This is a genomic window from Cohaesibacter marisflavi (assembly GCF_963665895.2).
Taxonomy (GTDB): domain Bacteria; phylum Pseudomonadota; class Alphaproteobacteria; order Rhizobiales; family Cohaesibacteraceae; genus Cohaesibacter; species Cohaesibacter marisflavi.
Genome location: NZ_OY762534.1, coordinates 4186963 through 4212160, shown reverse-complemented (window position 1 = coordinate 4212160; position 25198 = coordinate 4186963). Strand labels below are relative to the sequence as shown.

The 25198-nt window shown below is 55.3% G+C and carries 21 protein-coding genes; 9 read left to right on the top strand and 12 right to left on the bottom strand.

All coding sequences use genetic code 11. From position 1 onward, the window contains the following. The first annotated feature begins 1 nt into the window (after window position 1). Genes tssM through ACKPCT_RS19760 form a run of 4 tightly spaced genes read left to right on the top strand, consistent with a single transcriptional unit; the run spans window position 2 to window position 6111 of the window. Window positions 2–3595: a type VI secretion system membrane subunit TssM gene (tssM, locus tag ACKPCT_RS19775; RefSeq protein ID WP_319567742.1), complete on the top strand. Its 3594-nt coding sequence runs from the start codon at window positions 2–4 to the stop codon at window positions 3593–3595. Next, window positions 3577–4257, top strand: a complete 681-nt coding sequence (gene tagF / locus ACKPCT_RS19770) for a type VI secretion system-associated protein TagF (RefSeq protein ID WP_319567741.1) — start codon at window positions 3577–3579, stop codon at window positions 4255–4257. The genes tssM and tagF overlap by 19 nt, the downstream gene beginning before the upstream one ends. Before the next feature lie 10 nt (window positions 4258–4267). Beyond that, window positions 4268–5005: a PP2C family protein-serine/threonine phosphatase gene (locus tag ACKPCT_RS19765; RefSeq protein ID WP_319567740.1), complete on the top strand. Its 738-nt coding sequence runs from the start codon at window positions 4268–4270 to the stop codon at window positions 5003–5005. A 53-nt stretch (window positions 5006–5058) separates the two neighbouring features. Next, entirely contained in the window at window positions 5059–6111 is a 1053-nt protein-coding gene (locus tag ACKPCT_RS19760; RefSeq protein ID WP_139229339.1) for a hypothetical protein, read from the top strand. 52 nt (window positions 6112–6163) lie between these two features. Here the strand turns inward: ACKPCT_RS19760 and ACKPCT_RS19755 are convergent, their stop codons facing one another. Next, entirely contained in the window at window positions 6164–6994 is an 831-nt protein-coding gene (locus ACKPCT_RS19755) for a M15 family metallopeptidase (protein WP_210186825.1), read from the bottom strand. Between the two features lie 199 nt (window positions 6995–7193). Then, window positions 7194–8693 (bottom strand): sulfatase-like hydrolase/transferase, encoded by a 1500-nt coding sequence (locus ACKPCT_RS19750; protein ID WP_319567739.1) that lies wholly within the window; start codon window positions 8691–8693, stop codon window positions 7194–7196. 210 nt (window positions 8694–8903) lie between these two features. Between ACKPCT_RS19750 and ACKPCT_RS19745 the strand changes: the two genes are divergently transcribed. Further along, a complete protein-coding gene (locus tag ACKPCT_RS19745; RefSeq protein ID WP_319567738.1) occupies window positions 8904–9836 on the top strand; it encodes a lysylphosphatidylglycerol synthase transmembrane domain-containing protein in 933 nt (310 codons plus the stop codon). A 29-nt stretch (window positions 9837–9865) separates the two neighbouring features. On the opposite strand, the gene ACKPCT_RS19740 is transcribed toward ACKPCT_RS19745, so the two are convergent. Genes ACKPCT_RS19740 through ribA form a run of 3 tightly spaced genes read right to left on the bottom strand, consistent with a single transcriptional unit; the run spans window position 9866 to window position 12519 of the window. Then, the gene (locus tag ACKPCT_RS19740; RefSeq protein WP_319567737.1) at window positions 9866–10612 is read right to left on the bottom strand and encodes an FkbM family methyltransferase; all 747 of its coding nucleotides are present in this window, start codon (window positions 10610–10612) and stop codon (window positions 9866–9868) included. Then, window positions 10609–11400, bottom strand: coding sequence for a CDP-alcohol phosphatidyltransferase family protein (locus ACKPCT_RS19735; protein ID WP_319567736.1), 792 nt, complete (start codon window positions 11398–11400; stop codon window positions 10609–10611). Before ACKPCT_RS19735 ends, ACKPCT_RS19740 begins: the two co-directional genes overlap by 4 nt. Window positions 11401–11412: 12 nt before the next feature. After that, window positions 11413–12519, bottom strand: a complete 1107-nt coding sequence (ribA, locus tag ACKPCT_RS19730; RefSeq protein WP_319567735.1) for a GTP cyclohydrolase II RibA — start codon at window positions 12517–12519, stop codon at window positions 11413–11415. A gap of 218 nt (window positions 12520–12737) precedes the next feature. Here ribA and ACKPCT_RS19725 point away from each other — a divergent pair, with 218 nt between their 5' ends. Genes ACKPCT_RS19725 through ACKPCT_RS19710 form a run of 4 tightly spaced genes read left to right on the top strand, consistent with a single transcriptional unit; the run spans window position 12738 to window position 15990 of the window. After that, window positions 12738–13736, top strand: a complete 999-nt coding sequence (locus ACKPCT_RS19725; RefSeq protein WP_319567734.1) for a zinc-dependent alcohol dehydrogenase — start codon at window positions 12738–12740, stop codon at window positions 13734–13736. 12 nt (window positions 13737–13748) lie between these two features. Continuing rightward, window positions 13749–14147, top strand: a complete 399-nt coding sequence (locus tag ACKPCT_RS19720; protein WP_090075038.1) for a 6-pyruvoyl trahydropterin synthase family protein — start codon at window positions 13749–13751, stop codon at window positions 14145–14147. Continuing rightward, the gene (locus ACKPCT_RS19715; protein ID WP_319567733.1) at window positions 14144–15199 is read left to right on the top strand and encodes a glycosyltransferase family 4 protein; all 1056 of its coding nucleotides are present in this window, start codon (window positions 14144–14146) and stop codon (window positions 15197–15199) included. The genes ACKPCT_RS19720 and ACKPCT_RS19715 overlap by 4 nt, the downstream gene beginning before the upstream one ends. Beyond that, a complete protein-coding gene (locus tag ACKPCT_RS19710; RefSeq protein ID WP_319567732.1) occupies window positions 15196–15990 on the top strand; it encodes a class I SAM-dependent methyltransferase in 795 nt (264 codons plus the stop codon). The genes ACKPCT_RS19715 and ACKPCT_RS19710 overlap by 4 nt, the downstream gene beginning before the upstream one ends. Here ACKPCT_RS19710 and ACKPCT_RS19705 read toward each other — a convergent pair. The 7 genes from ACKPCT_RS19705 to ACKPCT_RS19675 form a co-directional block, all read right to left on the bottom strand. Further along, window positions 15910–16761 (bottom strand): RibD family protein, encoded by an 852-nt coding sequence (locus ACKPCT_RS19705; protein WP_319567731.1) that lies wholly within the window; start codon window positions 16759–16761, stop codon window positions 15910–15912. The genes ACKPCT_RS19710 and ACKPCT_RS19705 overlap by 81 nt on opposite strands. Before the next feature lie 17 nt (window positions 16762–16778). After that, window positions 16779–17357, bottom strand: a complete 579-nt coding sequence (locus ACKPCT_RS19700) for a cytochrome b (RefSeq protein ID WP_319567730.1) — start codon at window positions 17355–17357, stop codon at window positions 16779–16781. Between the two features lie 191 nt (window positions 17358–17548). After that, a complete protein-coding gene (locus ACKPCT_RS19695; RefSeq protein WP_319567729.1) occupies window positions 17549–19360 on the bottom strand; it encodes an aminopeptidase P family protein in 1812 nt (603 codons plus the stop codon). Window positions 19361–19415: 55 nt separating this feature from the next. Next, a complete protein-coding gene (locus ACKPCT_RS19690; protein WP_319567728.1) occupies window positions 19416–20369 on the bottom strand; it encodes an ABC transporter permease in 954 nt (317 codons plus the stop codon). Then, window positions 20366–21388, bottom strand: a complete 1023-nt coding sequence (locus ACKPCT_RS19685) for an ABC transporter permease (RefSeq protein WP_319567727.1) — start codon at window positions 21386–21388, stop codon at window positions 20366–20368. Before ACKPCT_RS19685 ends, ACKPCT_RS19690 begins: the two co-directional genes overlap by 4 nt. Further along, window positions 21385–23262, bottom strand: a complete 1878-nt coding sequence (locus ACKPCT_RS19680; RefSeq protein WP_319567726.1) for an ABC transporter ATP-binding protein — start codon at window positions 23260–23262, stop codon at window positions 21385–21387. The genes ACKPCT_RS19685 and ACKPCT_RS19680 overlap by 4 nt, the downstream gene beginning before the upstream one ends. 149 nt (window positions 23263–23411) lie before the next feature. Next, window positions 23412–25181, bottom strand: coding sequence for an ABC transporter substrate-binding protein (locus tag ACKPCT_RS19675; protein WP_244544792.1), 1770 nt, complete (start codon window positions 25179–25181; stop codon window positions 23412–23414). Window positions 25182–25198 lie beyond the last annotated feature (17 nt).

Sequence of the window (25198 nt, the reverse complement as noted above, 5' to 3'; positions counted from 1 at the left end):
CATGTTCAAGACCATACGCCCCTATCTGTTCAACATCTTCACTGTTTTGGCCGTGTTCAGCGTCATTCTGGCCCTTGCTGTCTGGTATCTGGGCCCGCTGCTGGCAATTGGGTCTTTTCGCCCGTTTGATCTGATCAGTTCGCGCCTTATCGCCATAGGATGCATTCTGGCCGGGCTCATCATTGCCACATTGGCCATTCTTTTGCGCCGCCGCAGCAAAGATCAAGAAATGGCGCATGAGATGACGCGCAGCAGCGTCAATGATGCGTCCAAAGAAGATGAGACCGTAAAAGCAGAGCTCGCAGAACTCCGAGACCGCATGAATGAAGCCCTCGTGTTTCTGCGCAAGTCAAAACTGGGCGGGCGCTTTGGTTCGGTTCCCCTCTACCAGCTTCCCTGGTATGTCATCATCGGACCGCCCGGGGCAGGGAAAACCACCGCGATTGTCAACTCAGGCCTCAACTTTCCGCTGGCCGAGAGCATGGGCAAGAAGGCAATTGGCGGTGTTGGTGGCACGCGTAACTGCGACTGGTGGTTCACCAACGAAGCGGTTTTGCTGGATACGGCTGGTCGCTACACCACCCAGGACAGCAATCAGGATGCCGATGCCAAGGCTTGGACCGGCTTTCTTGACATGCTCAAGAAATACCGTAAGAGGCAGCCGATCAATGGGGCCATCGTCTCCATCAGCCTTTCTGATCTATCCATGCAGGATGAAGAAACCCGTCGTGCTCATGCGCGCGCCATTCGCACGCGTCTACACGAGCTGCGCGAACGGCTTGGGGTCCGTTTCCCGATCTATATCATGTTCACCAAGGCAGACCTGATCGCCGGATTTCAGGAGTTTTTCGACAATCTTGGCTCAGAAGAACGGGCGCAGGTCTGGGGCTTTACCCTGCCCTATGAAGAGGCCACCCCTTCCAGTGATCTTCTGGCCGGCTTCGAGCAGGAATTCGACAGCTTGCTGGCACAGCTTTCTAACAGAAGCCTTGAGCGAATGCAGGCGGAAACAGACTATCAGCGGCGCAGCCTGATCTCCGGTTTTCCAAACCAGATTGCCTCCTTACGCTCGGTAGCCAAGTCCTTCCTTGGCGATATCTTTCAGGAAAGCCGCTACGAACACAACCAGTTCCTGCGCGGGGTCTATTTCTCATCCGGGACGCAGGAAGGCACGCCCATAGACCGTCTCATGATGGGTATGGCGCGCGAATTTGGCATCGGGCGTCAGGCGATTGGGACAGGCAAAGGACAAGGCCGCAGCTATTTCCTCACCCGGCTGTTGACCGGCGTCATTTTCAAGGAATCCGGCCTCGTCTCGAACAATGACAAGGTTGAACGGCGCTATCGCTGGATCAAGGGTGCAGCCATAACGGCCAGCATCATTGCCCTTGGAGCAACCGGTGCAGCCCTCGGCAACAGCTTCTTTGGCAACAAGGCTTTGATCTCCTCAGCAAGCGCTCAGGTGGAGACTTTCAGCAAGATTTCCGACCAAATCCCGCGCAGTCCGATTGCCGACGCGGATATCGCCGCCACAATACCGGCGCTCAACATATTGCGTGACCTGCCGGGCAACCCTGCCGCCAATGACGCCGAGCCACCGATCGACCTCACATTCGGTCTCTATCAGGGCGACGCGATCGGGACAGAGACAGCCCAAACCTATCGGGGTGCCCTGAACACGATGCTTCTTCCCCGCCTGCTCTTCCGGCTGGAAGACCAGATGCAAGCCAACTTGAACAACCAGGATCTGCTGTTTGAGGCTCTCAAGGTTTATCTCATGCTCGGTCTTCAGGGCCCCATGGATGCGCAAACGGTCGAGCAGTGGATGAAGGCAGACTGGGCCGTGGCTTTTTCTGGCGACGAGCAGCTCCAGAATGATTTGCTGGGGCATCTGGATGCAATGATCAATCAACCCATGCAACAGATTGCGCTCAACGGCCCTCTGGTCGATCAGATTCAGGCATTGCTTGCCGAGACCCCTCTGGCCGAGCGCATCTACAAGGGCATTATCAACGCACCAGTTGCCAAACAGCTCGCGCCTTTGCGGATAACTGACGTGGGAGGCCCAGCCGTTTCGCGCGTAATGCTTCGCCCATCTGGCAAACCCTTGAGCTCCGGCGTTGGTGGCGTCTATACGCGCAAAGGGTTTCTGACCTATTTTGTACCGCAGTTGGCGAGTGTTGGAGAGAGAGCAAAATTCGAAAATCTGGTTCTAGGCTCTCGTGCCGAAGAGGTGACACCGCAAGCGCTTAAAACGTTGGGGCGCGATGTCCTTGCCCTGTATGAAAGCGACTATGTCACCCAATATGACCAATTGCTGGGCGATATCGACATCATACCAATGGAAAGCATCGGGCAGGCAACTCAGGTCATCAATATTCTTTCAGGTCCGGCTTCTCCAATCCGCAACATCCTTGAAGCGGTCTCTGCAGAAACCAAGCTCACCACGGCAACCCAAGGTCAGGCTGCTGCAAACAAGGTCGGTGCCGAGGCTTCGAGCATCGCAAAAGAAACGATCCTAGAGAATCTTGATTCTGACGGTCAGGCCATTTTCAATGCTCTTGGGTCGGCCGCAGCCAATAGCTCGGATGCTGCCTCTGAGCAACTGCCAGGGCAATTTGTCGAACAAAGGTTCGCCGATTTGCACACGCTGGTCGACAGCCCCGAAGGGGTTCCCTCACAACTCGATGAGGTAATCACACGATTTGGTGACATTTTCAACGAGTTGAACCGTCTTTCTCTAGGCCAAAATACGGGCGCAGCCATTGTCGGCAAGAATGGCAATGCTGCAGCAGAGCTGCAGGCTGCGACGACGCGCCTGCCGAACCCGTTGCAACGGTGGGCAACGCAGATTGTTGCGGCCTCATCGGGGGCGGCGGTTGGGGGGGCGCGCGCCGATATCAACGCCAAATGGCAGGCACAGGTTCTCCCTTTCTGCACCCGGGCGATCGACGGGCGCTATCCGTTCAACAGACAAGCCAAGGCGGATGTTGCCTTGCAGGATTTTGGCCGACTATTTGGTCCAAGCGGTCTCATAGACAAGTTCTTCAATGAGAATCTCGCTCAGTTTGTCGATACCGCAGCCAATCCATGGCGTCTCAAGCGGGTCAATGGTGTTGATATCGGTATCTCGAATTCCGTTATCGCCCAGTTCCAGAAGGCAAATGAAATCCGCGACAGCTTCTTCCTATCCTCCGGCCTGCCAGCCATCACATTCGATATGACCCCTGTGGCCCTTGACCCCAATGTCGAGCAGGTGACTGTCGAGATTGATGGCCAACCGGTCATCTATGCCCACGGCCCACCCGAGGTCACCCCGATCACCTGGCCGGGACAGAATGGTCCACGCCGCAACCGTGTTGCCTTCACCCCATCACAGGCGGGTATCAAGAATGACATCCAGCGGGATGGCCCTTGGGGATGGTTCCGCCTGCTTGATGCAGCAGAGATCAGACGGACCAACGTCACCGACCGGAATAGTGTGATCTTCAACCTTGGAGGCAGGATAGCCATTTTTCAGATCCGCGCGGGCTCGGCGCTGAACCCGTTCACCATCTCAGCTCTCAAGGACTTCTCATGCCCGAGTTCTCTGTGACGACCAAAGCGGCTGTCGGCTGGTATGGCAAAGTCCCTTGCGTTGGTGATTTTGTCCGCTCAGGTCTGTCCCCCGGTTTCGTCCAGAGCTGGGACCACTGGCTGCAAGGCCTGATGATCACCGGACGGGAAACACTGCTTGACCAATGGCAGGCCTGCTACATGAGCGCGCCCATCTGGCGGTTTGCCCTGCCTTTCGGCATATGTGGAAGCCATTCCGTCGCGGGGTTGGTCATGCCGAGTGTGGATCGGGTTGGGCGACAATTCCCGCTCTGCCTTGCCGTGGAAGCCGATGACCCCGCCGGAGACCTCTACAAGCGCCTCTTGCCTGCCATGCCCATGCTGGAGGATGTCGCATTGGCCATGTTGGAAGAGACGGCAAAGTTGGATCTGTTGCAGCAAATTCCTCAACGACTGCCATCAGAAGAGGGTGTCTTTTCTAGTCCTGAGCCGGACCTGCAAAAGAGCCGCTTGCCTTGCCATTTTACGGGCAGTGAAGAAGAAGCCCTTGCGGCAATGGCGCAGCATGACCAGGCAACTCTCTGGATCTCGTCGGTTGATGAAGACAACCGCATTCTTCTGACGCCTCAGATGCCCAGTGGCTCTGAAATGGCGCACGCCATATTCGACCTGAATGCTCCTATATGGAACAAACGAGCCTGACAGGAAAACGATGACAGATACATACGCACCGCCTGAACAGACAACAAGAAAGAGCAGCGCCATAACCCATACCGGCTTGGTAAGAAAGGTCAATGAAGACGCAATTCTTTCTCGCCCGGAGCTGGATCTGTGGGCCATTTCCGATGGAATGGGAGGGCATGTTGCGGGCGACTTTGCCAGTCAGACTGTGGTTCAGTCTCTCCAGTCTCTTGCCGATAATCTCGAGCCGACAGAGGTGATGTGCAAGGCGCGACAAGCGCTTCATCGCGCCCATAGCGAGATCAAAGCCGAGGCCACGCGCCGCTCCATTGGCACGATTGGGGCAACCGCTGTTATTCTAGCCTTGTCAGAGACCAACTTCCTGTGCCTCTGGGTGGGAGACAGCCGTCTTTATCGATATCGTGATGGTGCAATCGAGATTATCAGCTCGGATCACTCGGTCGTGGGCGAGCTTGTCGAGCAAGGCTATTTGACGTGGGAAGAAGCGGAAAACCATCCGCAGTCCAACCAGATCACGCGTGCGGTTGGCGTGAGTGATGTTCTGGAAATCGACAAGCGACGCGGTGAAATCCGGCCCGGCGATCGCTTTCTGCTCTGTTCGGATGGTCTTTCAAAATATGCAAGCGAGGATACCCTGCTTCATTATCTTGATGAAAAGCCGATTGACACTGTGAGCGATGATCTACTGCAATTCGCGCTCGATGCGGGTGCCGCTGACAATGTCTCCATCATCGTTGTCGAGGTTTAACTATGCCCTGTTTCTGCGAATCCTCAGTCACAGAAATGCAAAAGAGCCTCGATATGGGGGTCTTACCGATCCTTCCTCCGCCTCCTCTTTCCATGGCTTTGGGGGCGGCTCTCCCCTCTCTTACGCCAGAGAACCGGCTCGATATGCAAATCGCAGCGGGCTTTGATCCTTCAGTTCTGCCTCCCTTATATTTCGGCGAAAAGCCGATCTTTGGCATGGCATTGAATAGATCTGGCTTGCCGCCCCTCAACCTTGGCAGCATGCCCATGCTCCTGCTGGCGCAGACCCTCTCGATGCTATCAGACACTTTTACGCTGGATGATCTGCCTACGCTGGAAATGGAAATGGCCGAGGCTGCCCAGAGCATAGAAAGCAATGTCTGGCCGCAGTTGGGTCGACTGACCTCTTTCAGAATGGAACCGCTCCTCAATTTCGCGAACATCGCGCAGCTGACGCTCGATCTCCAATCCATGGGCATTGATCCATTCGCCGTGGACTCATTCCCGTCTTACCCGCAGGCGTCCTTTCCGCATTTCGACTTTGCTCTGACCGCACCGCAAGTATCCATGGCGCGGATTGTTGCGGGCATACCCAACATCATGTCGCTGGATAAAACACTGAGCCTGCCGCCTCTGAGTGAACCGGGCAGCCTTGAGTTGATGTATGGCTATATGTCAAACCTTGCAGCGGTGACCCCGCCCAATCTGGCGATCCAGTTCCCGGAGCTGCAAAAGCTCGCATTGGTCATCCAGTCTCTGGATACCATCGAGGAAGCCTTTGGCCCGGAGGCATTCGGGCCATGGATGTTGGATCGGATCGAGACCATGCTGGCGGTTTGGAACGGCTTCTCCATGCCGCTGCCGCCGCTAGAGCCTTTGGCGCTCAACGCAAAACTCGATAGCTTACCTCCACTGGAAGCCATTGAATTGGGACAGGAAGCAGCTCAGGAGGCCGCCATGGCCATGGTGACCCTTGACTCCAGTTTCTCTCCGCCGGAGTTGGCAATAACCCCGTTTCTCAATCTGACACAGGCACTCAGCGGATCTTTTCAGAAAGTGCTGGAGATAGCCCCTTTCGACATGTGCAGTCACTGCCCCTTCGCATAAGCTCGTCAATGATCTTGCTTATTGGACAGAACGCTCCTGCGCCAAGGGCTCGCTAGATTTCGCCCAACCGCCGCCACTGTTGCAGCTTTTCACGGCTGACTTCAAAATGCATGGAATCCTCGCGGCCGAAGCCAGCCCCCCAAATCCAACCTTCTTTCTTGAAGAAATCAGCCAGCAGAATGAGACCGAGCTGGGTTTTGCCATCCGCCAAACTGTCGAGCACTCCATCAATATTTATATCCAGAGCCAACCCATAAGCATGCGCGGAGGCCGAAGTGGTGGATCCTCTAATACGCCGCACACATAGGGATCCGGCGCTCTTGACGCGCGCATAGAGCTCTGGCTCAAAAACCTGGACATTGGCGAAAACCTGACGAAGTGAAATGAGAGCTGGTTCCAGCATGCGCACCGTGATCGGGCCGACATCCTCTGTTTTGAGCAGCTTCGCCAATTTGGGATTGGTCATCTGTTGGCAATCATCGGTCAAGTTTTCGCGCGGAAGCCCAAGCAGGTTTGACAGAAAGGATGGCGAAGCGACAGTCAGCCCATTGTTGGCGTTGCGCCGATCTGCAATCAGCACGACTTGAGCGAAAGAATCCTTGAGGCTATCCGATGCTGGCGCAATGCCCTCGCTTTCTGGAGCAGCGTCTCTTGCGCTGCCCAGAAGACCAAGCGAAAGACGCGCATCAAGCCCATCAATCCGGGTTTGCAATTCGCTGACATGATTGCGCAGAGCCTCGATCTCTGCCCTTAGTGCGGTATCATCGCGAGGCGTGACCGGTGCGGGCTGCGGCGATTGAAAATATTTTTGCCCATAATGCCAAGTGAGAGGCGTAATGGCGATGGCGACAGCAATCAGCAAAGCGGAAAGGATACGGATCATGAGGCCAGCCCCTCGCCAGCAAAGGCCGCCCTGCAGAGCAGCATTGCAGCATGGTCTAAATGATTGGTATCAATTGCCTTATTCATGAGAGCCTCTCTCTATTTCCGACAGTCCTGCGACTGCAGGCATTTACGAGTGAGTTCTCATTGGGTGACTTATGGTTCACCCTAACAAGATCAAATGCATGAGAATTGGCAGTCTATTCTGATTGACTGAAGAGACGAACAAGACGCTCTCGCATGCTGTCCATAGGCAACACGGGCGCAGCCTTTGCCGGCGTCATGCCTCGCGAGAAGCCTTCGCCCTCAAACCTGCCCACCAGCGTCTGATCCCGACTGATGATATGGACCGGCACGGCACGAGAGGCCTTTTCGCCGGTTATCAGTGGAGCCGGTTGATGGTCACCCAGAATGATGAATATGGCATCGTCACCAAAGCGGGAAACATAGTCTCCAAGCGTCTGGATTGAATAGTCTATCGTGCGGATATAGTGATCGCGGATGTTATCCCGGTCCGCCCAGACAACCTTTGGGGACTGATCGCTTGTGGCCTGCTCGTTGAAGACGGTACCATTGCCGACAGACTTCCAGTCAATCAGCCTTGCAACCGGCGTCCAGGGGGCATGGCTGGATACAAGCACTATCTCTGCCATCACAGGATTCCCCTCTTTTCGAGCGGGCTGCCGAACCAGACGCTCAAAGGCTGCCAAGCTATACTGGTCTGGCATCGTGATCCAGTTGAACGGTTTGCCCTTATAGCCAAGATCCTTGGCGGCGAACACCTGATCATAGCCAAAATAATCAGCTTCAGGCCAATCCATTGTTATGGCGGGCATGATGGCCGCCGTTTGCCACCCTGCCTTTTGAAAAAGCCGGTTGAGGCTCTTGCGCTGACTGATCATGAGCCGGTCATAGCGTGCCTGATCATCCACCCAAAGACCCGAGAGAAAAGTGCCATGTGCCAGCCAGCTCACCCCACCCACAGTTGGAGATTTGAGCCATCCGCTGGCAGACGCAAACCCGGCCTCATCCAACCGACGTTCCACTTTTTCGAGCCTTGGACCGATCAGAGGGCTATAAAGAGGGTCTTCAATGGCGCTACGTCCATAGGATTCAACGAACACCAGAATGACATCTCGCCCCTTGATCCCCGCAAAGAGGTTGTTTTTTGAGGCGACCCCATCGAAACTTGTGATCTCGCGCTCAAAAGTCTGCATGTCGAGAATGGACTGCCTGACCAATACCAGCCTTTTACCCAGATAAGGCAGAGCCTGAAGGTCAGACCGCGCGAAGGGAAAGGGCCCAACAAAAAGAAGCCCTGCTCCTACCGCAAGAAGACCCAAACTTAGCCGCACATAGGCTCTCTTCGCTACCAATTCAGCGTTGATCAGGCGGTTTTCTGCCTTAAGGAACACCACAAAAAGAGCCAGATAGATGATACCCAAGCTCACCAATATTAGTCCGCCTTGGCCCTTGCCGATGGTACCGGAAAGAAGATTCCACCCATCTTTCAGCATTTTCAGATCCAGATACGGATTGAATTGCCTTTGAAAGGCAGACTGAACACCGATGTCAGCGGCTTTGAGAAAGAGCAGCAGAAACAATGTCAAAGCGATAGCGAAGGCGCTGGCAGCCGCCAGTTTTCTCGGCAAAAGGCAAAGAACAAGGATGATGAGCGGCATCTCAAGCGGCAGACGCAAGAAACTATTCCAATAAAAAGCACCGGGATGATCTGGCAGCGAGAGAACCACAAAGCTGATTATGAGCACTAACAGGAAAGGCAAAAGCCGCATAAGGAGGCTACGCCTTCCTGATTTGGCTCTTTTTGCACCAAGGTTTGCTCTTGAGGCTTGCGGGGTATTTTGAAAATCACGAAACAAGGTCACCTTCTCCCGTCACCAAAGAAAGAAATGGATTTGCGAAAATTTGCCACATTCTCTGCCCTCGCCAGCCTTGCTTTGCTCGCGCTCCTTGTCTTGGCGACGGAGCCCATTCTGCTTGGAGACATGCTCAAGCGCGTACCGGCGAGCCATATGGTTGCGGCCTTTGTGGTGGTTCAGATCCAGATCCTTGCCTCTGCCTATCGATGGCAGTTTACGGCTGGGCGGCTGGGACACGAGATAGAGGCAGGGCTCGCCATTCGCGAATATTATGTGAGCAGCGCGCTCAACCTTGTTCTGCCAGGAGGCATGGCAGGCGACGCGATCAGGGCCTATCGCAACAGAACCGAAAGGAAAGGCGGCTGGAAAAGGCCAGCGACCGCAGTTTTTCTTGAAAGGCTGTCCGGGCAGATTGCCTTTTTCGTCCTTTGCGCAGTGGGGATTTGGGCTTGGCCATTTCTGTTGAAGGATCAACTGCCCCAAGGCATCAGCCTTGCTCTTTGGGCGGCGGCTGCATTGCTGCTTGCTTTCCTCGGCTTGGCACTGGGCGTGAAGCAAAGTCACCTTCCTGCACGGTTTCGCAATCTCAAGCCAGCCCTTGCCAAAGTCTTTTGGCACGATGGAGCATGGATCGTGCAGGCGGGGCTGAACCTCATCATCGTGAGCGGCTATATCGCAACATTTCTCATCGCCTCGGATGCTGTGGGCGCTCCCCTGCCTCCAATCGCGGCCTTCACCATCCTTCCACTTTGCCTTCTGACGATGTTGATCCCAGCGGGTATTGGCGGATGGGGAACACGGGAAGCCGCAGCGGCTGCCCTCTGGCCGCTTTTGGGCTTCGCCAGCACCCAGGGGCTGGCTGCAAGCCTGCTTTACGGGGTGCTTTCCCTCGCAGGAGCGGCTATTCCGAGCGCGCTGGCCATTGTTATCGCTCTTGTCAAAGGACGTCTCGTCAGAGCATAAAAGGTCCGTTGGCGTTACAAACACTGGCATCAGCTTTCAAGGCGGGCATATATATCGCCAAACGGACTTGACGGAGATAGCAAGGCCAGATCCTCAAGCATTGCGGCCTCGTCTTTCCAGTCCGTTTGAACAAAGCGATGGCTCTCACCAATCACACGATTGAACCGATTACGCCCAAGTTCCCCAAGCCGCGCGATGGCCTCTTGAGCCAGCGATGGCATGGCTGGGGTATATTCAAAGGCAACGAGCCTGATCGGTTGTGTTAGCCCTCTTAAGATCTCGACTTCAGCACCCTCACAATCAATTTTGCAAAAAGAGGGTATGCCATATCGATCGATCAGCGCATCAAGCGTGGTCATCGGTACGGAAATTTCGCGATCCCAGACAACCTGGTGAAATCCTTTATTGTTCTGAACCCCGTCAACGAAGGCGCTCGATATGCTGCTGACGGTTGGATGCTGGCTGGAAATCCTGAGCGTCACCTGCCCTTCGGCAGCCCCCAGAGCACACTGTTCAAGCCCCCTCAGCCTTGACGCGAGTATCCTGTTCAGCAAATCGGCGAAGGCCGGTTGCGGCTCAACGGCAACAACCTGAGCCCCTAAAGACAGCATGCTTTTGCTTCGGTTGCCAACATGAGCTCCGATATCGAAAACAAGATCACCCGGCTGGATGAGTGCGCTGTAAAAGCGCTTCAAGGCTCTTCGGCGCCACGGTTGCCCATAATAGACAAGCAGAGAGCGCCCTATACCGAACGCGGTTTTGAGGTGGGTGTTCATCGGACCCGCTCCATCTCGTCCTTGCGCAGCAGATGGAGCGTGTCCACCCCGAAGGAATAGCTCAGCAGGGCCAAAGCCATGAAAGCCAGAGAGCCGGAAAGATGAGGGGAAACAACAGGCATAAGACAGAAACACAAGACGCCCCCCTGAATGACACAGACCAGCTTCCTGCGAAACGATGCCGATAGATTTTGCTTGAGGGACGGGAAGAAAATCTGAGCAAACACAAAGCAATAGCGCATCATGCCAATGGCAATGACCCAAACACCCGCCTTATCGAGCATATAAACCGCGATTGAAAGGACGAGAAGGAGGAGAGCATCCACCTCCATATCAAAACGGGCCCCCAATTCAGAGACCAGGTTCAGCGTGCGGGCCAAGTAGCCATCTACACCATCCAGCAGCAGAGCAAAGCCGACAAGGCCGACAAGCAACCATAGCGGCGAAGAAGCATCGGATAAATCCCTTGCGCAAAAGACCGTTGCAGCAACAAGACATACAATGACCGCCCGAAAGGACGTGACGACATTGGCGACCCCAAACCGTTGGTGAGGATGATTGGGAAGTCCTCTGAGTACGAGAGAAAAGATGACAAGCAACAAGAAAGCCGCCGGAATGATTGCTTCCTCAGTAAGAGCAAGATGTGGGGCTGCAATATAATAGGCGCCAAGCGCGAAGCCGAAGAGCACGGCCAATATCGCAAGTGCATTGATCTTCAGGCGTCTGAAGAGTGCCGGATCGAGCGAATGATTGCCAGCTCCCGGCGCCTCAATGATTGCGGCTTTCATGACGTTCCCCATCTAGCACGGCCCCGTCAGCGTCTCGATATCCAGCATATGATCGGCACGCAGCATTTTTGTGCGCAGATAGTTCATATTTTCAGCTGTGATATCGCCAAATACCGGTTTTCTCTCTTCGACATGAATTCCACCAGCTCGCAACGCCGAGATCTTGGTTGGATTGTTGGTAAAGAGCACCGTGCGGGAAATCGATAGCAACCCGAGCATGGCAACGGCCGCTTCATAGCGACGATGATCGGCCTCAAAGCCGAGTTCTGCATCCGCATCAATCGTATCGATGCCCAGATGCTGATAGCCATAGGCGCGCATTTTCGAGCCAATTCCAGTACCGCGCCCTTCCTGATCGAGATAGAGAAGAACGCCTCCGCCAGCCTCTTTCAGATGAGCCAGGCCATTGCAAAGCTGGTCACCACAATCACATTTGAGAGACCCGAACAGGTCACCGGTGATACAGGATGAATGAATGCGCACAGGAACCGGACTATTTGTGTCGGGCTTACCCACCACGATGGCAATCTGGTCTCTCTGCGCGAGCCCTCCGCGGAAAACGACAAATTCCGCATCTCCGATTTCCTTCAAAGGAACCTGCGTACGCGCTATGATCTCAAAGATCTGGCGCGCCTCACTGGCTTGACCGAGCGCATCGGCATCAAGCCTCAGGCAGGCACCAAAACGCGGCTCGTCTGGCTCGATTTCGGCATAGATCATGGCTGGCAGCAGAAGCGCGTTGCGGGCCAGCTCTGCTGCCGACGCCATAATCTGATCCGGTTGGCACCACTCTTGCGGAGGCTCGACATCAAGAGCGTAAGAGAGCCGCGATGCGTCTTCAAATCCCACCCCGGAGAGCGGCACGGCAATGCCTGCTCCAGACGTGACACCCAGACGCGCAGCACGGGGAGCGGAGAGAAAGAGCCGATGCTGATCAGCGGCAACCTGAGCAAACAGTTCGTAGATTGCAGGTGTGACGCAATCAAGGGCAAGCACGGCAAGCTGTCGCTTTTGGTCTTTCAGAACGACAGGTCGACCGAACCTTAAGTCCGCAACAGCGCGTTCAACGTCCATCTGAGCGGTGGAATGCTGAAAGGTAAAATGAGCCGACTTAAGCATGGATTGGTCCCCGACTGTCTAAATGCCCTGTCTTGAATGATACCTCGTTAGTTCCAGCTTGAGCCCAGAAGGTTCATGGCTCGCAGCTGCCAGCGCTTTTTGCCTCTTCAAGAGTCAGAGCTGTCGTACGAATAAAAATCTATTCAATGCCAAACCCTTTTGCTGCATCAAGGCACTTACGAATGACCTGAATCACGCGCCCTTGGGGAGGACGCCTGTTGAACAAGCCGATTTATGCAGACAACAAAGACGCTACTCATGCTCTTGCGCTTTGGCTCTCTGCAAAACAAACCTGCGAAATACGCAAGGACCCTCTGAGCAGGCCTGAACAGGATCAGGTTCTTATCAGAACGCTTTTCAGCGGTATCAGCCGCGGCACAGAAGCGCTCGTTTTTCAAGGCAAGGTTCCGCACACAGAAACAGAACGAATGCGTGGTCCGCACATGGCTGGAGACTTCTGCTTTCCGGTCAAATATGGCTACTGCCTTGTTGGGGTGGTTGAAGAGGGCACGCAGGACTTGCTCGGCAAAGCTGTCTTTTGCCTGCACCCCCACCAAACGGCATGCATCATCAACAAAGACATGGTGACCATACTGCCCGATAGAGTTTCACCAGACCGAGCCATTCTCGCAGCCAACATGGAAACAGCCCTTAATATCGTCTGGGACGCACATGTTCAGCCCGGAGACAGGGTAGCCGTGTTTGGTGCCGGGGTGGTAGGGTCGTTGGTCGCCTATCTTGCATCGCGCATCATCGGCACCGAAGTGGAGCTCATAGACAGTAACAGGGAGCGCAGCTCCATTGCTGAAGCGCTCGGGCTTTCCTTTCTGCATAGTGATGCGATTACCAACGACTATGACATCCTGATCAATGCCTCCGCCTCACAGGAAGCCCTCGCTAACGCACTGGACCATGCCTCGTTTGAAGCGGTCATCGTGGAAGCAAGCTGGTATGGAACCGCGCCCGTGACGGTACCCCTTGGCGGAGCCTTCCATTCAAAAAGGCTGTCACTTATCAGCTCACAGGTCGGTGCAGTGCCAACTGACAGGCGTTCTCGTTGGTCATTTTCGCGCCGCCTCTCCAAAGCAATGGACCTGCTGGTCGACGCCCGACTGGACGCTCTTATTTCAGGCGAAACACCCTTTGCTTCCATCGCTGAAGACTATCCGGCCATTCTTGCCAATCACTCAACCCTTTGCCACCGCATTCGTTATTAAAGGAGCTCGCCTATGTTTGCAGTTGAAGTTCGCGATCACATCATGATCGCCCACAGTTTGCCCCGCCCTGTATTCGGGCCCGCTCAGGGCATACATGGGGCCACCTTTGTCGTTGATGCCACCTTCTTTACGCGCGATGTTGATAGTGACGGCCTTGCCGTCGACATCGGCGAAGCAACCACAGCTCTCAACGATGTGCTCAATCCTCTCAATTACCAAAATCTGGATGAGATTGAAGTTTTCAGACATAAAATCTCGACGACTGAAGTGATCGCCAAATATATCTTCGACCAGCTCGCCACTGCCGTGCATGAAGAAAGATTTGGCCCCGGCAGCCGCAGAATTTGCAAGATCAGGGTCACCTTGCACGAATCCCATGTGGCCAAAGGCTGGTATGAGGCCGATCTTTGAACCAGTCCATCATCGGCACGCTAACCTTTGCCTATCCCGGCAATCTTGACCTCAAGACCGGCGGCTATGGCTATGATCGCCGGATCCTTGCAGAGCTTGACGCATCCGGCTGGACGATCAACCGTTTGGCGCTGGGGGAAGGCTTTCCCGCGCCCTTACTTCAAACCAGAAGAGAAGCGGAAGACAAGCTTTCGGCCTTGCCCGATGATGCGCTCGTTATCATCGATGGACTGGCCTTCGGCATAATGGGCGACTGGGCGTCAAAAGAGGCCGACCGCCTCACAATCGTTGCACTGGTCCACCACCCGTTGGCGCTGGAGACAGGGCTGAATGCAGACGAGCATGACAGGTTATTACGGCAGGAGAAAAGAGCCCTCGCTTTCTGCCGCCATGTCATCGTGACATCCCCCAACACGAGGCGCGAACTGATCGCGCACTATACTGTAGCCGAAGATAAAATCACCATCGCCCTGCCTGGCACAGATCCGGCCCCATGTGCTACTGGCAACGGCACTCTTGCCCACATCGTCTCGATCGGATCGCTGATACCACGCAAGGGACACGACATCCTCATTGCCTCTTTAAAAGAGGTGGAAGATCTCCCATGGCAGGCAACCATTGTTGGCAGCAAAAGATTGGCGCCGCAAACAGCAATGGCGCTCGAAGACCTGATCCACACCTCCAACCTCGGTGACAGGATCAGGCTTGTAGGAGAAATAGAGGATACCAGCAAAATCCTTTCAAAAGCGCATATCTTTGCCCTTGCCAGCCGGTATGAGGGCTATGGAATGGTCTTTGCGGAAGCCCTTTCATATGGCCTACCCATTGTTGCGTGCAAGGCAGGCGCCATTCCCGAAGTCGTGCCAGCAGGAGCAGGTCATCTCGTGCCCATTGATGACACGGAAGCCTTTGCATCCGCTCTGCGCGCCTTGCTTGAAAGCCCTACCTTACGAAAGAAAATGGCAGCCGCCGCTAGAGAAGCAAGTAGAGGGCTTCCCGGTTGGGCAGACAGCGCCCAAATCATCTCGAAAAGACTGGAGACCCTTCGATGAGCGGATTTGACAAGGAATGGCTTGCCCTGCGCGAACCGGCCGACAGGGCCGCCCGCGATCGATCCTTGATAACGGATTTATCGAACCATATCAGCCAGAAGCATCTCTCCACTATCATAGATATCGGCTGCGGAACGGGGTCCACCTGGCGCGCTCTTGCGCCCCGTTTACCCAGTGAGATGGATTGGTTGCTTCTGGATTATGATGCAGAATTGTTGGCTACTGCAAAAGAGCAGATTGGCTCATCAAAATCCGTTTCTTTCCATCAGTTCGACCTCAATGATCTGGACCAACTGCCAATGAAAGAAAGTGCGATTGTCACGGCATCAGCTTTCTTTGACCTGGCGTCACCAGCCTTCTGCAAGAAATTGATCGACATGTTGAAGCGCAAACGCTGTGGTCTATATGCGGCGCTTAATTATGATGGGACCACGCACTGGTCGCATTCCCATCCGCTTGATAGCGAGATTATCGCGCTGTTCAATCGCCATCAGCGCACAGATAAGGGATTTGGTGACGCTTTGGGACCGGAAGCAAGCGTCTATCTCGCAGAACTGTTGCGCGAGAATAATTATCTTGTAAAGACAAGGCCGAGCCCATGGCACATTTCTGCGCAGCATAAAGACTTGGAGAGAGCATTTCTGCAGGGGTTTCCGGAGCCCATCAGGCAGATGGGCACACTAGAGGCGGGTTCAGTCAAAGACTGGCTGTCATACCGTCTTGATGCCATTGAAAAGGCGGGAAGCCTTTGCACCGTGGGGCACACTGATCTCATCGCTCTGCCTATCTGAAAGGCTTTGAGGCGAAAACCGGCAATCAAACAGGATATCGCTTCCCAGATTGAAGACCTTCGTATCGGGTCGATGAGCAGCTGAGAGCTTTTCGATCGGCGGAAGACTTATGCCCGTTGGGCCAGACCCGATGATGATCGGAGAAACAGCCACGTGAAGGTGATCGACCAGACCGGCATCAACAAAGCGGGCAATGGTTTTGGCTCCGCCTTCCACCAGAATACGCGCATAGCCACGTGCAGCCAGCTCCTTTAATATCTCCTCTGGCCGAAGCCCTGTGCCAGCTTCAGGCACAAGGCTGATCACTTCCGTGTTAGGCAAATGTCTGGGTCTGGCCGCCACGGACTGGAACAAGATCACAGGTGTTCCCCCATCATGAAAAATGCCTTCCTCTCCGGAAAGCCTTGCATGGCAGTCAATGACGACGCGGACCGGATCGCCCCCCTTGACGATGCGCACAGAGAGGCGCGGATTGTCGGTCGTGACGGTGTTCTCACCCACGATGACGGCATCGACCAGAGCCCGGCACCGGTGCAAATGAGCAAGGCCATCTGGTCCGGATATGTCCCGCGCATCCCCTGTTGGCGTTGCAACCCGCCCATCCAGAGATTGTCCCACTTGCGCAAGAACAAATGGCCCTGTCTTTTGAGCAAGGGTTCCGTAAAGCTCGAAAACGGCGCCGCAGGGCTTGGTTTCGTCGATCCGACCTTGTCGCAAGGCCAAAACGCAGTCCCATGCTTTGCTTGTCATCTCGATCGATTGAATAGCCAAAACAAAAGCCCCCTTTGTCAGAGTATCTTGTACAGCGTAAAGTCCCTTTTGATGACATGATGCATCAGCACTGCCCCCATATGCAGAGCAAACAACCCAAGCAGTAACCATGCACTCCAGAAGTGGATTCCGGATAGAAATCCGGCGATATCGGGAGATTTGCCAATCGGGCTCCAGATCTCGATCAGACCGAACCATTGCAAAGGAAAACCATGCGCATTGGTTGCCAGAAAGCCGCTGACGGGCATCACGATCAAAAGCAGATAAAGCAGGCCATGCACCGAGTGGGCGGCGATCTGTTCGAGACGATGTCCTTCCGCTTCTGGACTGCGGCTGAGCAACTTGTTGCCAACACGCAAGAGCATCAGCCACAACACCAGAAAACCGAAGCCTTCATGCAGCATGTAGAAGGTCATGGCAGCTTCATTCTTGATAAGGTGAATGACAAATCCGAGAGGCCACGTAGCCAACACCAATAGTGCGACACCCCAATGCAAAAGGCGCGAAGTCGCCGGGTAGCATTCAGTCTTTACCTGCTTGTGAACTGGTTGCATGCTTTGCAAAAGCAAATGCGTTTCTGTGTCCGTATCCTGCAATTCCGCCTCCCGCATTCATGCGGCAAAAGATCAAGCCAACAAGGTTTATTTACATGTTGGTTCCCTTAGCGGAGCAAAAGGTTCGCTCGACACGCGGCAATCGGTCTACAGCATGGCTTTTTGGGCCTCTCGCCTCAAATTGTCTAAAGAATGCGGTTGGTCTACCATTGAATTGGCCACCCCCTTGCGGGTTACTCCCGGCCTCGGGCCGCAATTGGCTTTGTCGCATGGTCAAGCCAGCGGCGACATTGAGGGCTAAGGCCGTCCCTCAGAGCCTCCCTCACGCGGACATGATAGGCATCCAGCCAGATCACCTCTTCTTGTGTCAGCCTATCCAGAGAGAAAAGCGCCAGATCAATGGGCACAAGTGTCAGAGGGCGGAACGAGCAAAAGCCGCTCTCTTCGGCGATGACTTCGACCTGATTTTCGACCCTCAAGCCAAAACCATCCTCAAGATAATAACCCGGCTCAATCGTCATGATGTTGCCTGGCTCAAGCCCGAAACAGTTCGGCAATTTACCAAGGCGATGAGGATATTCATGCACCAGCAAATTATGGCCAACCCCGTGTCCCGTGCCGTGATCATAATCAAGCCCGAGCTGCCAGAGAGGCATACGGGCCAGCGCATCAAGCTGGTGCGGAAAGGTGCCCTCGGGAAACGTCGCCATGGACAGAGAGAGGAAGCCACGCAACACCGCCGTTGCAGCCGGTTTCAATGCTTCAGGACAGCCCCCGAAGGCAAAGGTGCGGGTCGCATCCGTGGTGCCACTTTCATATTGTCCGCCGCAATCAAGCAAATAGAGGGACCCCGGCAAAAGCGGCGCATCCCGGCCCGGCGTGGGATTGTAATGGCACATGGCGGCATTCGGGCCGACCGCAGAAATCGGCTTGAAGCTGGGTTCTAGGTAGCCTGAAACAGCCTGTCGGAACTGGTTGATTTTATCGCCCGCCTCACATTCGGTGACAGGATTGCCTGCGGCAGCACGCTTTGGCACTTCAACACTGAGCCAATGGCAATATTCCACCCAAGCAATGCCATCGGCATGATGTGCATCGCGATACCCTTTCAGTTCGGCTTCGGTTTTGCGGGCCTTGCGGATCATGATGGGATTGCTACGCGGAACAAGCGTGGCGCCAGCACTTTCGGCAGAGACCTTCACGGCATCGGGCGCAAACATGGGATCAAAGCCGACCCGTTTGCCTTCAGCCTCCTTACTGAGGCGAGAAAGAAACTCCGCCGGGGCGAACGGTTTGACGTCAAGACCCTCCATGCCATCACCGGCTATTTTTTGCGGCTCAATGAACCAGCTCACCGCACCTTTTGACGGAATGATTGCAAAAGACAAGGGAACCGGATGCATGGGAACATCGCTGCCGCGACGGTTAAGCAGCCAGGCGATTTCATCCGGGCGACTTTCGACCCAAAGCTCGATCTGATCGGCATGGAGCTCTTCGCGAATCTGGGCAAGCTTTTCGCCAAATGAAAGCCCACTCAGCCTCTCCGGCATTGCCCGCACCTTCCCCACGGGAGAGGCAGGCCGATCAACCCAAATGGCACTGAAGGGATCATCGAGCGGGATCAGCTCCGCGCCACAAGTCTTCAAGGAGGCCCGCAGTGCATCAGCCTGATCAACAGACCAGAGCATCGGATCATATCCGATCCGCAAGGCGGAATGCTCACCCTGTGTCGCAATCCATTTTTCCGGCGGGGTCTGATGCAGATGGGCAATATGCCATAAGGCCGGATCAATCTGCTTGCTCGCCTGCACCTGATAACGCCCGTCAACAAACAGAACGGCCTCTTGCTGCAACACCAAAGCCCGCCCGAGTGATCCGGAAAAGCCGCTGAGCCAAAAAAGGCAACGATCATGCTCCGGGCAATCCTCGCTCTGGTGCGCATCTGCGCTGGTCACGAGATAGGCATCCACCTTCTGGTCAACCATCCATAGACGCAACGCGCCAAGACGATCGGCAGGCAGATAAACGGTTTTATCAGAGCTCATGGATAGCCTCCTGTTACAAGTCTGGTATTGGGCGCATAGCCCCCCCCCCGAAGGGCTACCGCATGCGCGGGTCCAGCAGGGTGTAGAGAAGGTCAACGATGATATTGGCCATCACGATGAACAAACCACCCAGCATCACCACACCGATGATGATGGGCCGGTCCTGATTAGCCACCGCCTGCACAGCCAACGCCCCCACGCCTTGCAAGCCGTAAACCTGTTCAATGACGATGGAACCACCAAGCAGAAAGGCGATATCTGCTCCCAACTGGGTAATCAGCGGTGTGAGAGTGGCCCGCATGGCATGTTTGTAGATGACCTTGCCTTCAGAGATCCCCTTGGCGCGGGCGGTGCGAATATAGTCCTCGCCCAAAACCTGCAAAAGCTGGCCGCGCGTCAGACGCGCATAGATGGCAGCCGTTACCAGCGCCAGCGTGGTCCAGGGCAACACCAAGTGCCAGGCCCAGTCGGCAGGGTTATCAAGAAAAGGCTTGTAGCCGCCCGCAGGGAAGAGCATGAAGCCCGCTTTTCGCGGCAGAAAATAGAGACAGTAAAGCGACAACATGCCGAGCACGAAGGTGGGAAAACTGAGCCCGATCAGAATGAAAGTCTGCCCGAGCCTGTCCTTTTTGCTGCCTGCATTGCGCGCCGACATGACCCCTATGGGAATGCCGATAGCCAGCCAGACAATCACCCCGCCGATCACAAGGGACACGGTCGCCTGAATACGGCGGGTGATGAGATCCAGAACCGGCTGCTGATTGCGATAGGAATAGCCAAGATCCCCTTGAATGGCTTTGCTGACGAAGCTGCCATATTGCACGATGATCGGTCGGTCCAGACCCAGATTTTCTCGGATCTGCTCAAGCTGGGCTTCTGTTGCCTTGTCGCCTGCCACCACTCGGGCCGGATCGCCCGGCGCGACAAAAAACAGGAAGAAGACAAACACGGACAAGGAAACCAGCACCAGACAGGCAAACAGCAAGCGTTGCATAAAATATCGGATCATTGGTGCGTGCCTCCCTCAGACGCCTTCCCCTTGGCCAACCAGCCAAACAGGGTATTTCCCTTTTTCTTGCGTGGTTTGATGCGACGCCCCTTTGGATCAAGCGCATCGCGCAGCCCATCACCCAGAATATTGAAGGCCAGCGTCGACATGAGCAGCGCCAGACCGGGGAACACAACAAGCCACCAGGCAACCAGATAAACCGAGTTGGCCCCGGCGTCGGCAAGCATGCCGCCCCAGCTCGCTGTGGGCGGCGTGATACCAAGCCCCAAAAAGCTCAACGTTGCTTCAAAAACGATCGAGCTGGGGATCATCATGGTGGTATAGACAATAATCGGCACCGACAGATTGGGCAGGATATCGCGCAAGAGGATCGACAGCGGGCTGGCGCCCAGACTACGACTAGCCTCGATGAACTCCCGTTTGGTGAGCGAAGCAGTTTCGGCCCGGATCACACGCCCCATTGTTGTCCAACTGAAAAAGACGATCACGCCGATAGACAGGGTCAGCGAGGGCCCGAAGACCGACACCAGCGCAAGAGCGCAGAGCAGGAACGGTACGCTCATCACCAGATCCATCACACGGCCAAGCACAACATCGACCCAGCCGCCGAAAAAGCCTGAAATCATCCCGATTGTGATCCCGATCACCGCCGACGCAAAGGCGGCTAGAACCCCGACCGCGAGAGAAATACGCGCACCATAGGCCAGGCGAACCAGAACATCGCGCCCCAATTGATCCGCCCCCAGCAAGAATTCCCCGTTGGGACCAACCGGCAAGCCGAAGGGCGACATGCCCGTTTCGCGGAACTGGGCATTTGGGTCATGGCCGGTCCAATAAGCAACCAGAGGGGAGAAAATGGCAATAAGGGACAGAATGACAATGAAGACAACGGCTGTCAGCAGGGCTGGATCTTTGAGGATCCTGCGCATTGTCAGAGCAAAGGAGCTCCGCAGCACCACCTTTTCAGAGGCTTTGGAAGCGTTGGTTTCAACTGGCTTGGTCTCATTGATCTGCGTCATAGGGAGGCCTCCATCACGGCACCATCGAACACTGCCGCCGCCGGCTCGGTCTCAACCAGTTTTCTGGCGCTACTCTCCTGCAAGGGTGGCGGATCCTGAATGGCGTCCAGCAATTTTCGGGTGAAGGGATGGGTCGGCTCGGCAAAAAGCTTGTCGGACTGGTTCAACTCCACAATCTGGCCCGCATCCATCACTGCGATCTTGTCACAGACATGGCGCACGACAGACAAGTCGTGGCTGATAAAGAGATAGGTCAGGTTGAGGTCTCTTTGCAGCTCTTGCATGAGATTGAGAATCTGGGCCTGAATGGAAACATCAAGCGCCGAGACAGGCTCATCAAAGATGATGAGAGACGGCTTGAGGGCCAAAGCCCGTGCAATGCCGATGCGCTGGCGCTGACCGCCGGAAAATTCCGAAGGGAAGCGGTTATAATGCTCGGGGTTCAGCCCGACCATTTCCATCAGCTCCTGAACCTTCTTTTTCTGCTCGGCCCCATGGGCAACATCGTGAATGCGAAACGGATCGCCAATGATCGCGCCAATGCGCCGCCGCGGATTGAGCGAGCCGACCGGATCCTGAAACACCAGCTGCACATGGCGCCGCATTTGCCGCCAACGTTGTCCGGTGACAGATAGAATGGGCACCCCGTCCAGTGTCACTTCGCCAGCACTGGCCGGAATGAGGCCCGCAATCACGCGGGCAAGGGTGGATTTACCACAGCCGGATTCTCCAACAAGGCCAAAGGTTTCCCCCTTGTGAATCTGCAGATTGATGCCCTTGAGCACCTCGGTGCTACGCTTTTTGCCAAACATGCTCTTGGCATGGAAGGTGAGCCTCACATCCTGCACATCCACAACAATCGGCCGCTTGCTGGCTGACTTTTGCAGGCCTGTGTCTACGGTCATGGCCTGCGTATCGTGAGCGCTGAAATGGCAAAGCGCTTCGGCCCCGTCATCATATTTTTGCAGAGGCGGGCGCGCGCTGCGGCATTGGTTCTGAACCTGAGGGCAGCGCTCGGCGAAAATGCAGCCCCTGGGTCGATCAAGCAGGCTTGGCGGGTTGCCCTGGATCGGCTCCAGACTTTTGCCGCCGGTCTCCTGCGATGAGGGCGATGATTTGAGCAGACCCAGCGTATAGGGGTGGGCCGGATTGGAAAACAGACTTTCAGTTGCGCCAATTTCAAGGCGCGTACCCGCATACATCACCATGGCATGATCGGCGATATTGGCGAGCAGCCCCAAATCATGGGTAATCATGATGACCGTTGTGCCAAAGGTGCGGCGCATCTCATCAAGCAGATCCATGATCTGCACCTGAACCGTCACATCGAGGGCGGTCGTGGGTTCATCTGCGATGATCAACGGCGGATGCAACACAAGCGCCATGGCAATCATCACGCGCTGGCGCATACCACCGGAAAACTGGTGCGGATAATCATCAAACCGGCTCTCTGCATCCTCAATGCCAACCTTTTCGAGCATGTCCACCGTAAGTGCGCGCGCTTCTTCGGCGCTGATCTTGCGGTGGGTATGGATCATCTCGGTGATCTGCGACCCGATGGTGAAGTAGGGGTGCAAGCTGGAGAGGGGATCCTGAAAGACCATGCCGATATGGGAGCCTCTCAGGTCCTGCAGCTCCTTTTGCGACATTTTCAAAAGATCCTGCCCCTGAAACAGCACCTCCCCCGTAATTTCGGCTCCGGGCAACAGACCCGTAATTGCCTGCATCAGCACGCTCTTGCCAGAGCCGGATTCCCCCGCAATGCCAAAAACCTCTCCGGCTTCCACCGAGAAGGAAATGGAATTGGCAGCATAGATGACCCCGTCCTCGGTGGGAATTCGGATCGTAACATTGTGCGCTTCGATTAACGGCATGACCGGCAGCTTTCCGTTCGTCTGTTGGATTGATCCTGAAGCAAGGCATCAAGGCCTACCGCCAGCAACAGACGGCAGACTTGAACAGCGCGGATGATCCGGCCGCAAGGACAGCAGCCGGATCATCCTTGATGAAGAAAGGAAACGCCTTAGCGATCCAGCCACACGTTGGTGTAGTCACCCTGCGCACTCAGCGCATATGGCTGGAAATTCTGAACCGCTTCGCCGTGATACAGGACGATATTTTCGCTAACCATGGGAACGACCGGAGCGTCCTTCATGACCATTTCGTCCACTTCACCCCACAATTTGGCTGTCTCTTCCGGCGTGGTCGCATTGATGGCCTTTTTCGCCAGAGCCGTTGCATCCGCATTGTTATAGTCGGTGTAATTGTAGGTCTGGTGGTTGCCGTCATAGGTGAATTGTGGCTGGAAGACAGAACGGGCAGCCCCGCCAACCCAGTCCGGAGACCAGCCAACCGGAGCAATATCCCAGGTGCCTTCCTCGGTGTTGCGCTGGTTGGTCATGAATTTGGAATAATAGTCAGCCGGAGCGACAGGCGTCAGTTCCAATGTGATACCGGCTTTCGCCATGGCAGCCTGAACGGTCTGGGCGACAGCAGGTAGAATGCCCGAGTTGCGGTAGGGCATCTTGAGGGTGATGCCATCGGGATATCCGGCTTCAGCGAGCAGGGCTTTGGCCTTTTCCGGATCGCCCTTGGACTCTTCAGAAGGATAGAGATCAAAGTCATGATAGCCCAACACACCCGGGCCGAAGATACCATGCTGAGGAGCAGCCACAGCCGGTCCGCCCATCTGCTGGACAATGGCTGCCCTGTCGACAGCATAGTTGAGAGCCTGACGGACCTTGAGGTCCTTGAGGGCTCCATCATTATTGCCGGATACCGTATTGATGAAGATGAAGGACGTACGGCCAACACCCATGGTGGAGAGCTTTTCATCACCGGTCATCGTCAGCATCTGCAGAATAGCTGGCGGAATAATGATGTCCCAAACCACATCGGCGTCACCTGCCTGAAGCTGCTGAATGGCAGCATCAGCCTGCAAACCGAAGGTGATGTCAATCTTGTCGACATAGGCTGCGCGCAGTGGGTCGCTTTCAGCATTCCATGACGGATTGCGCTCCAGCACCAGCTTGCTATCGGGCACATAATCGGTCGGGGTGTAAGGGCCGGACGCGATATAATTGTCGCGATAATCCGGGCTATCCGGCATATAGTCGAGCACTTCCACCGGCGCCGGTGTGGCGCTTGGCAGAGACAGCATATAAATGAAATCGCCCGCTTCTTCCTTCAACTTGAAGGTGACGGTCTTGTCATCTTCTTCGGTGATGCCGGAGATATCATTTTCCTGAATATAGGCCTTCATGGCGTCGACAGTCGGGTCGACCTTGGAGAAGCCTTCGCAGAAGCTGTCCATCCCCTCGATGAGCGAGGTGTAATATGTCAGGGCAAAAGACCCAAGCGCCGGATTGCACATGCGTTTGATACCGCGCTCGACATCTTCCGACGAGATCTGACGGGCACCATCAGGTGTGTTCCAGGTGGCTCCATCACGGATTGTGAACGTGTAGGAAAGGCCGTCTGCGCTTGGTTGAGGCACTTCGGTTGCCAGATCGCCAACCGGCGTGATTCGCACCGTTTCGTCCGTTGAAGAGTCATAGCTGATCAGCGTACGCTGGGTCGGGCGCAGAAAGTTGTTGGTGGTAACCAGACCGGCGCTGGTGGGATCAAACCGGTCAATGTCGGCAGTGCCGACAACCTTGAGCGTGCCGCCCTTTTGAGGGGCAGCATTGGCGTCAAGACCAATAGAAAGCGTAGCTGCGGCAGCAACACCACAGAGCAGTGTCCGGGCGATGGTGCCCGACAGGCCACAAGTCTTCATTTTGAACTGAGACATCAGTTTCTCCTCTGAAG

Coding starts and splice junctions, on each gene's coding strand:
- tssM (WP_319567742.1), top strand. CDS start 2: ATGTTCAAGACCATACGCCCCTATCTGTTCAACATCTTCACTGTTTTG.
- tagF (WP_319567741.1), top strand. CDS start 3,577: ATGCCCGAGTTCTCTGTGACGACCAAAGCGGCTGTCGGCTGGTATGGC.
- ACKPCT_RS19765 (WP_319567740.1), top strand. CDS start 4,268: ATGACAGATACATACGCACCGCCTGAACAGACAACAAGAAAGAGCAGC.
- ACKPCT_RS19760 (WP_139229339.1), top strand. CDS start 5,059: ATGGGGGTCTTACCGATCCTTCCTCCGCCTCCTCTTTCCATGGCTTTG.
- ACKPCT_RS19755 (WP_210186825.1), bottom strand. CDS start 6,994: ATGATCCGTATCCTTTCCGCTTTGCTGATTGCTGTCGCCATCGCCATT.
- ACKPCT_RS19745 (WP_319567738.1), top strand. CDS start 8,904: ATGGATTTGCGAAAATTTGCCACATTCTCTGCCCTCGCCAGCCTTGCT.
- ACKPCT_RS19740 (WP_319567737.1), bottom strand. CDS start 10,612: ATGAACACCCACCTCAAAACCGCGTTCGGTATAGGGCGCTCTCTGCTT.
- ACKPCT_RS19735 (WP_319567736.1), bottom strand. CDS start 11,400: ATGAAAGCCGCAATCATTGAGGCGCCGGGAGCTGGCAATCATTCGCTC.
- ribA (WP_319567735.1), bottom strand. CDS start 12,519: ATGCTTAAGTCGGCTCATTTTACCTTTCAGCATTCCACCGCTCAGATG.
- ACKPCT_RS19720 (WP_090075038.1), top strand. CDS start 13,749: ATGTTTGCAGTTGAAGTTCGCGATCACATCATGATCGCCCACAGTTTG.
- ACKPCT_RS19710 (WP_319567732.1), top strand. CDS start 15,196: ATGAGCGGATTTGACAAGGAATGGCTTGCCCTGCGCGAACCGGCCGAC.
- ACKPCT_RS19695 (WP_319567729.1), bottom strand. CDS start 19,360: ATGAGCTCTGATAAAACCGTTTATCTGCCTGCCGATCGTCTTGGCGCG.
- ACKPCT_RS19690 (WP_319567728.1), bottom strand. CDS start 20,369: ATGATCCGATATTTTATGCAACGCTTGCTGTTTGCCTGTCTGGTGCTG.
- ACKPCT_RS19685 (WP_319567727.1), bottom strand. CDS start 21,388: ATGACGCAGATCAATGAGACCAAGCCAGTTGAAACCAACGCTTCCAAA.
- ACKPCT_RS19680 (WP_319567726.1), bottom strand. CDS start 23,262: ATGCCGTTAATCGAAGCGCACAATGTTACGATCCGAATTCCCACCGAG.
- ACKPCT_RS19675 (WP_244544792.1), bottom strand. CDS start 25,181: ATGTCTCAGTTCAAAATGAAGACTTGTGGCCTGTCGGGCACCATCGCC.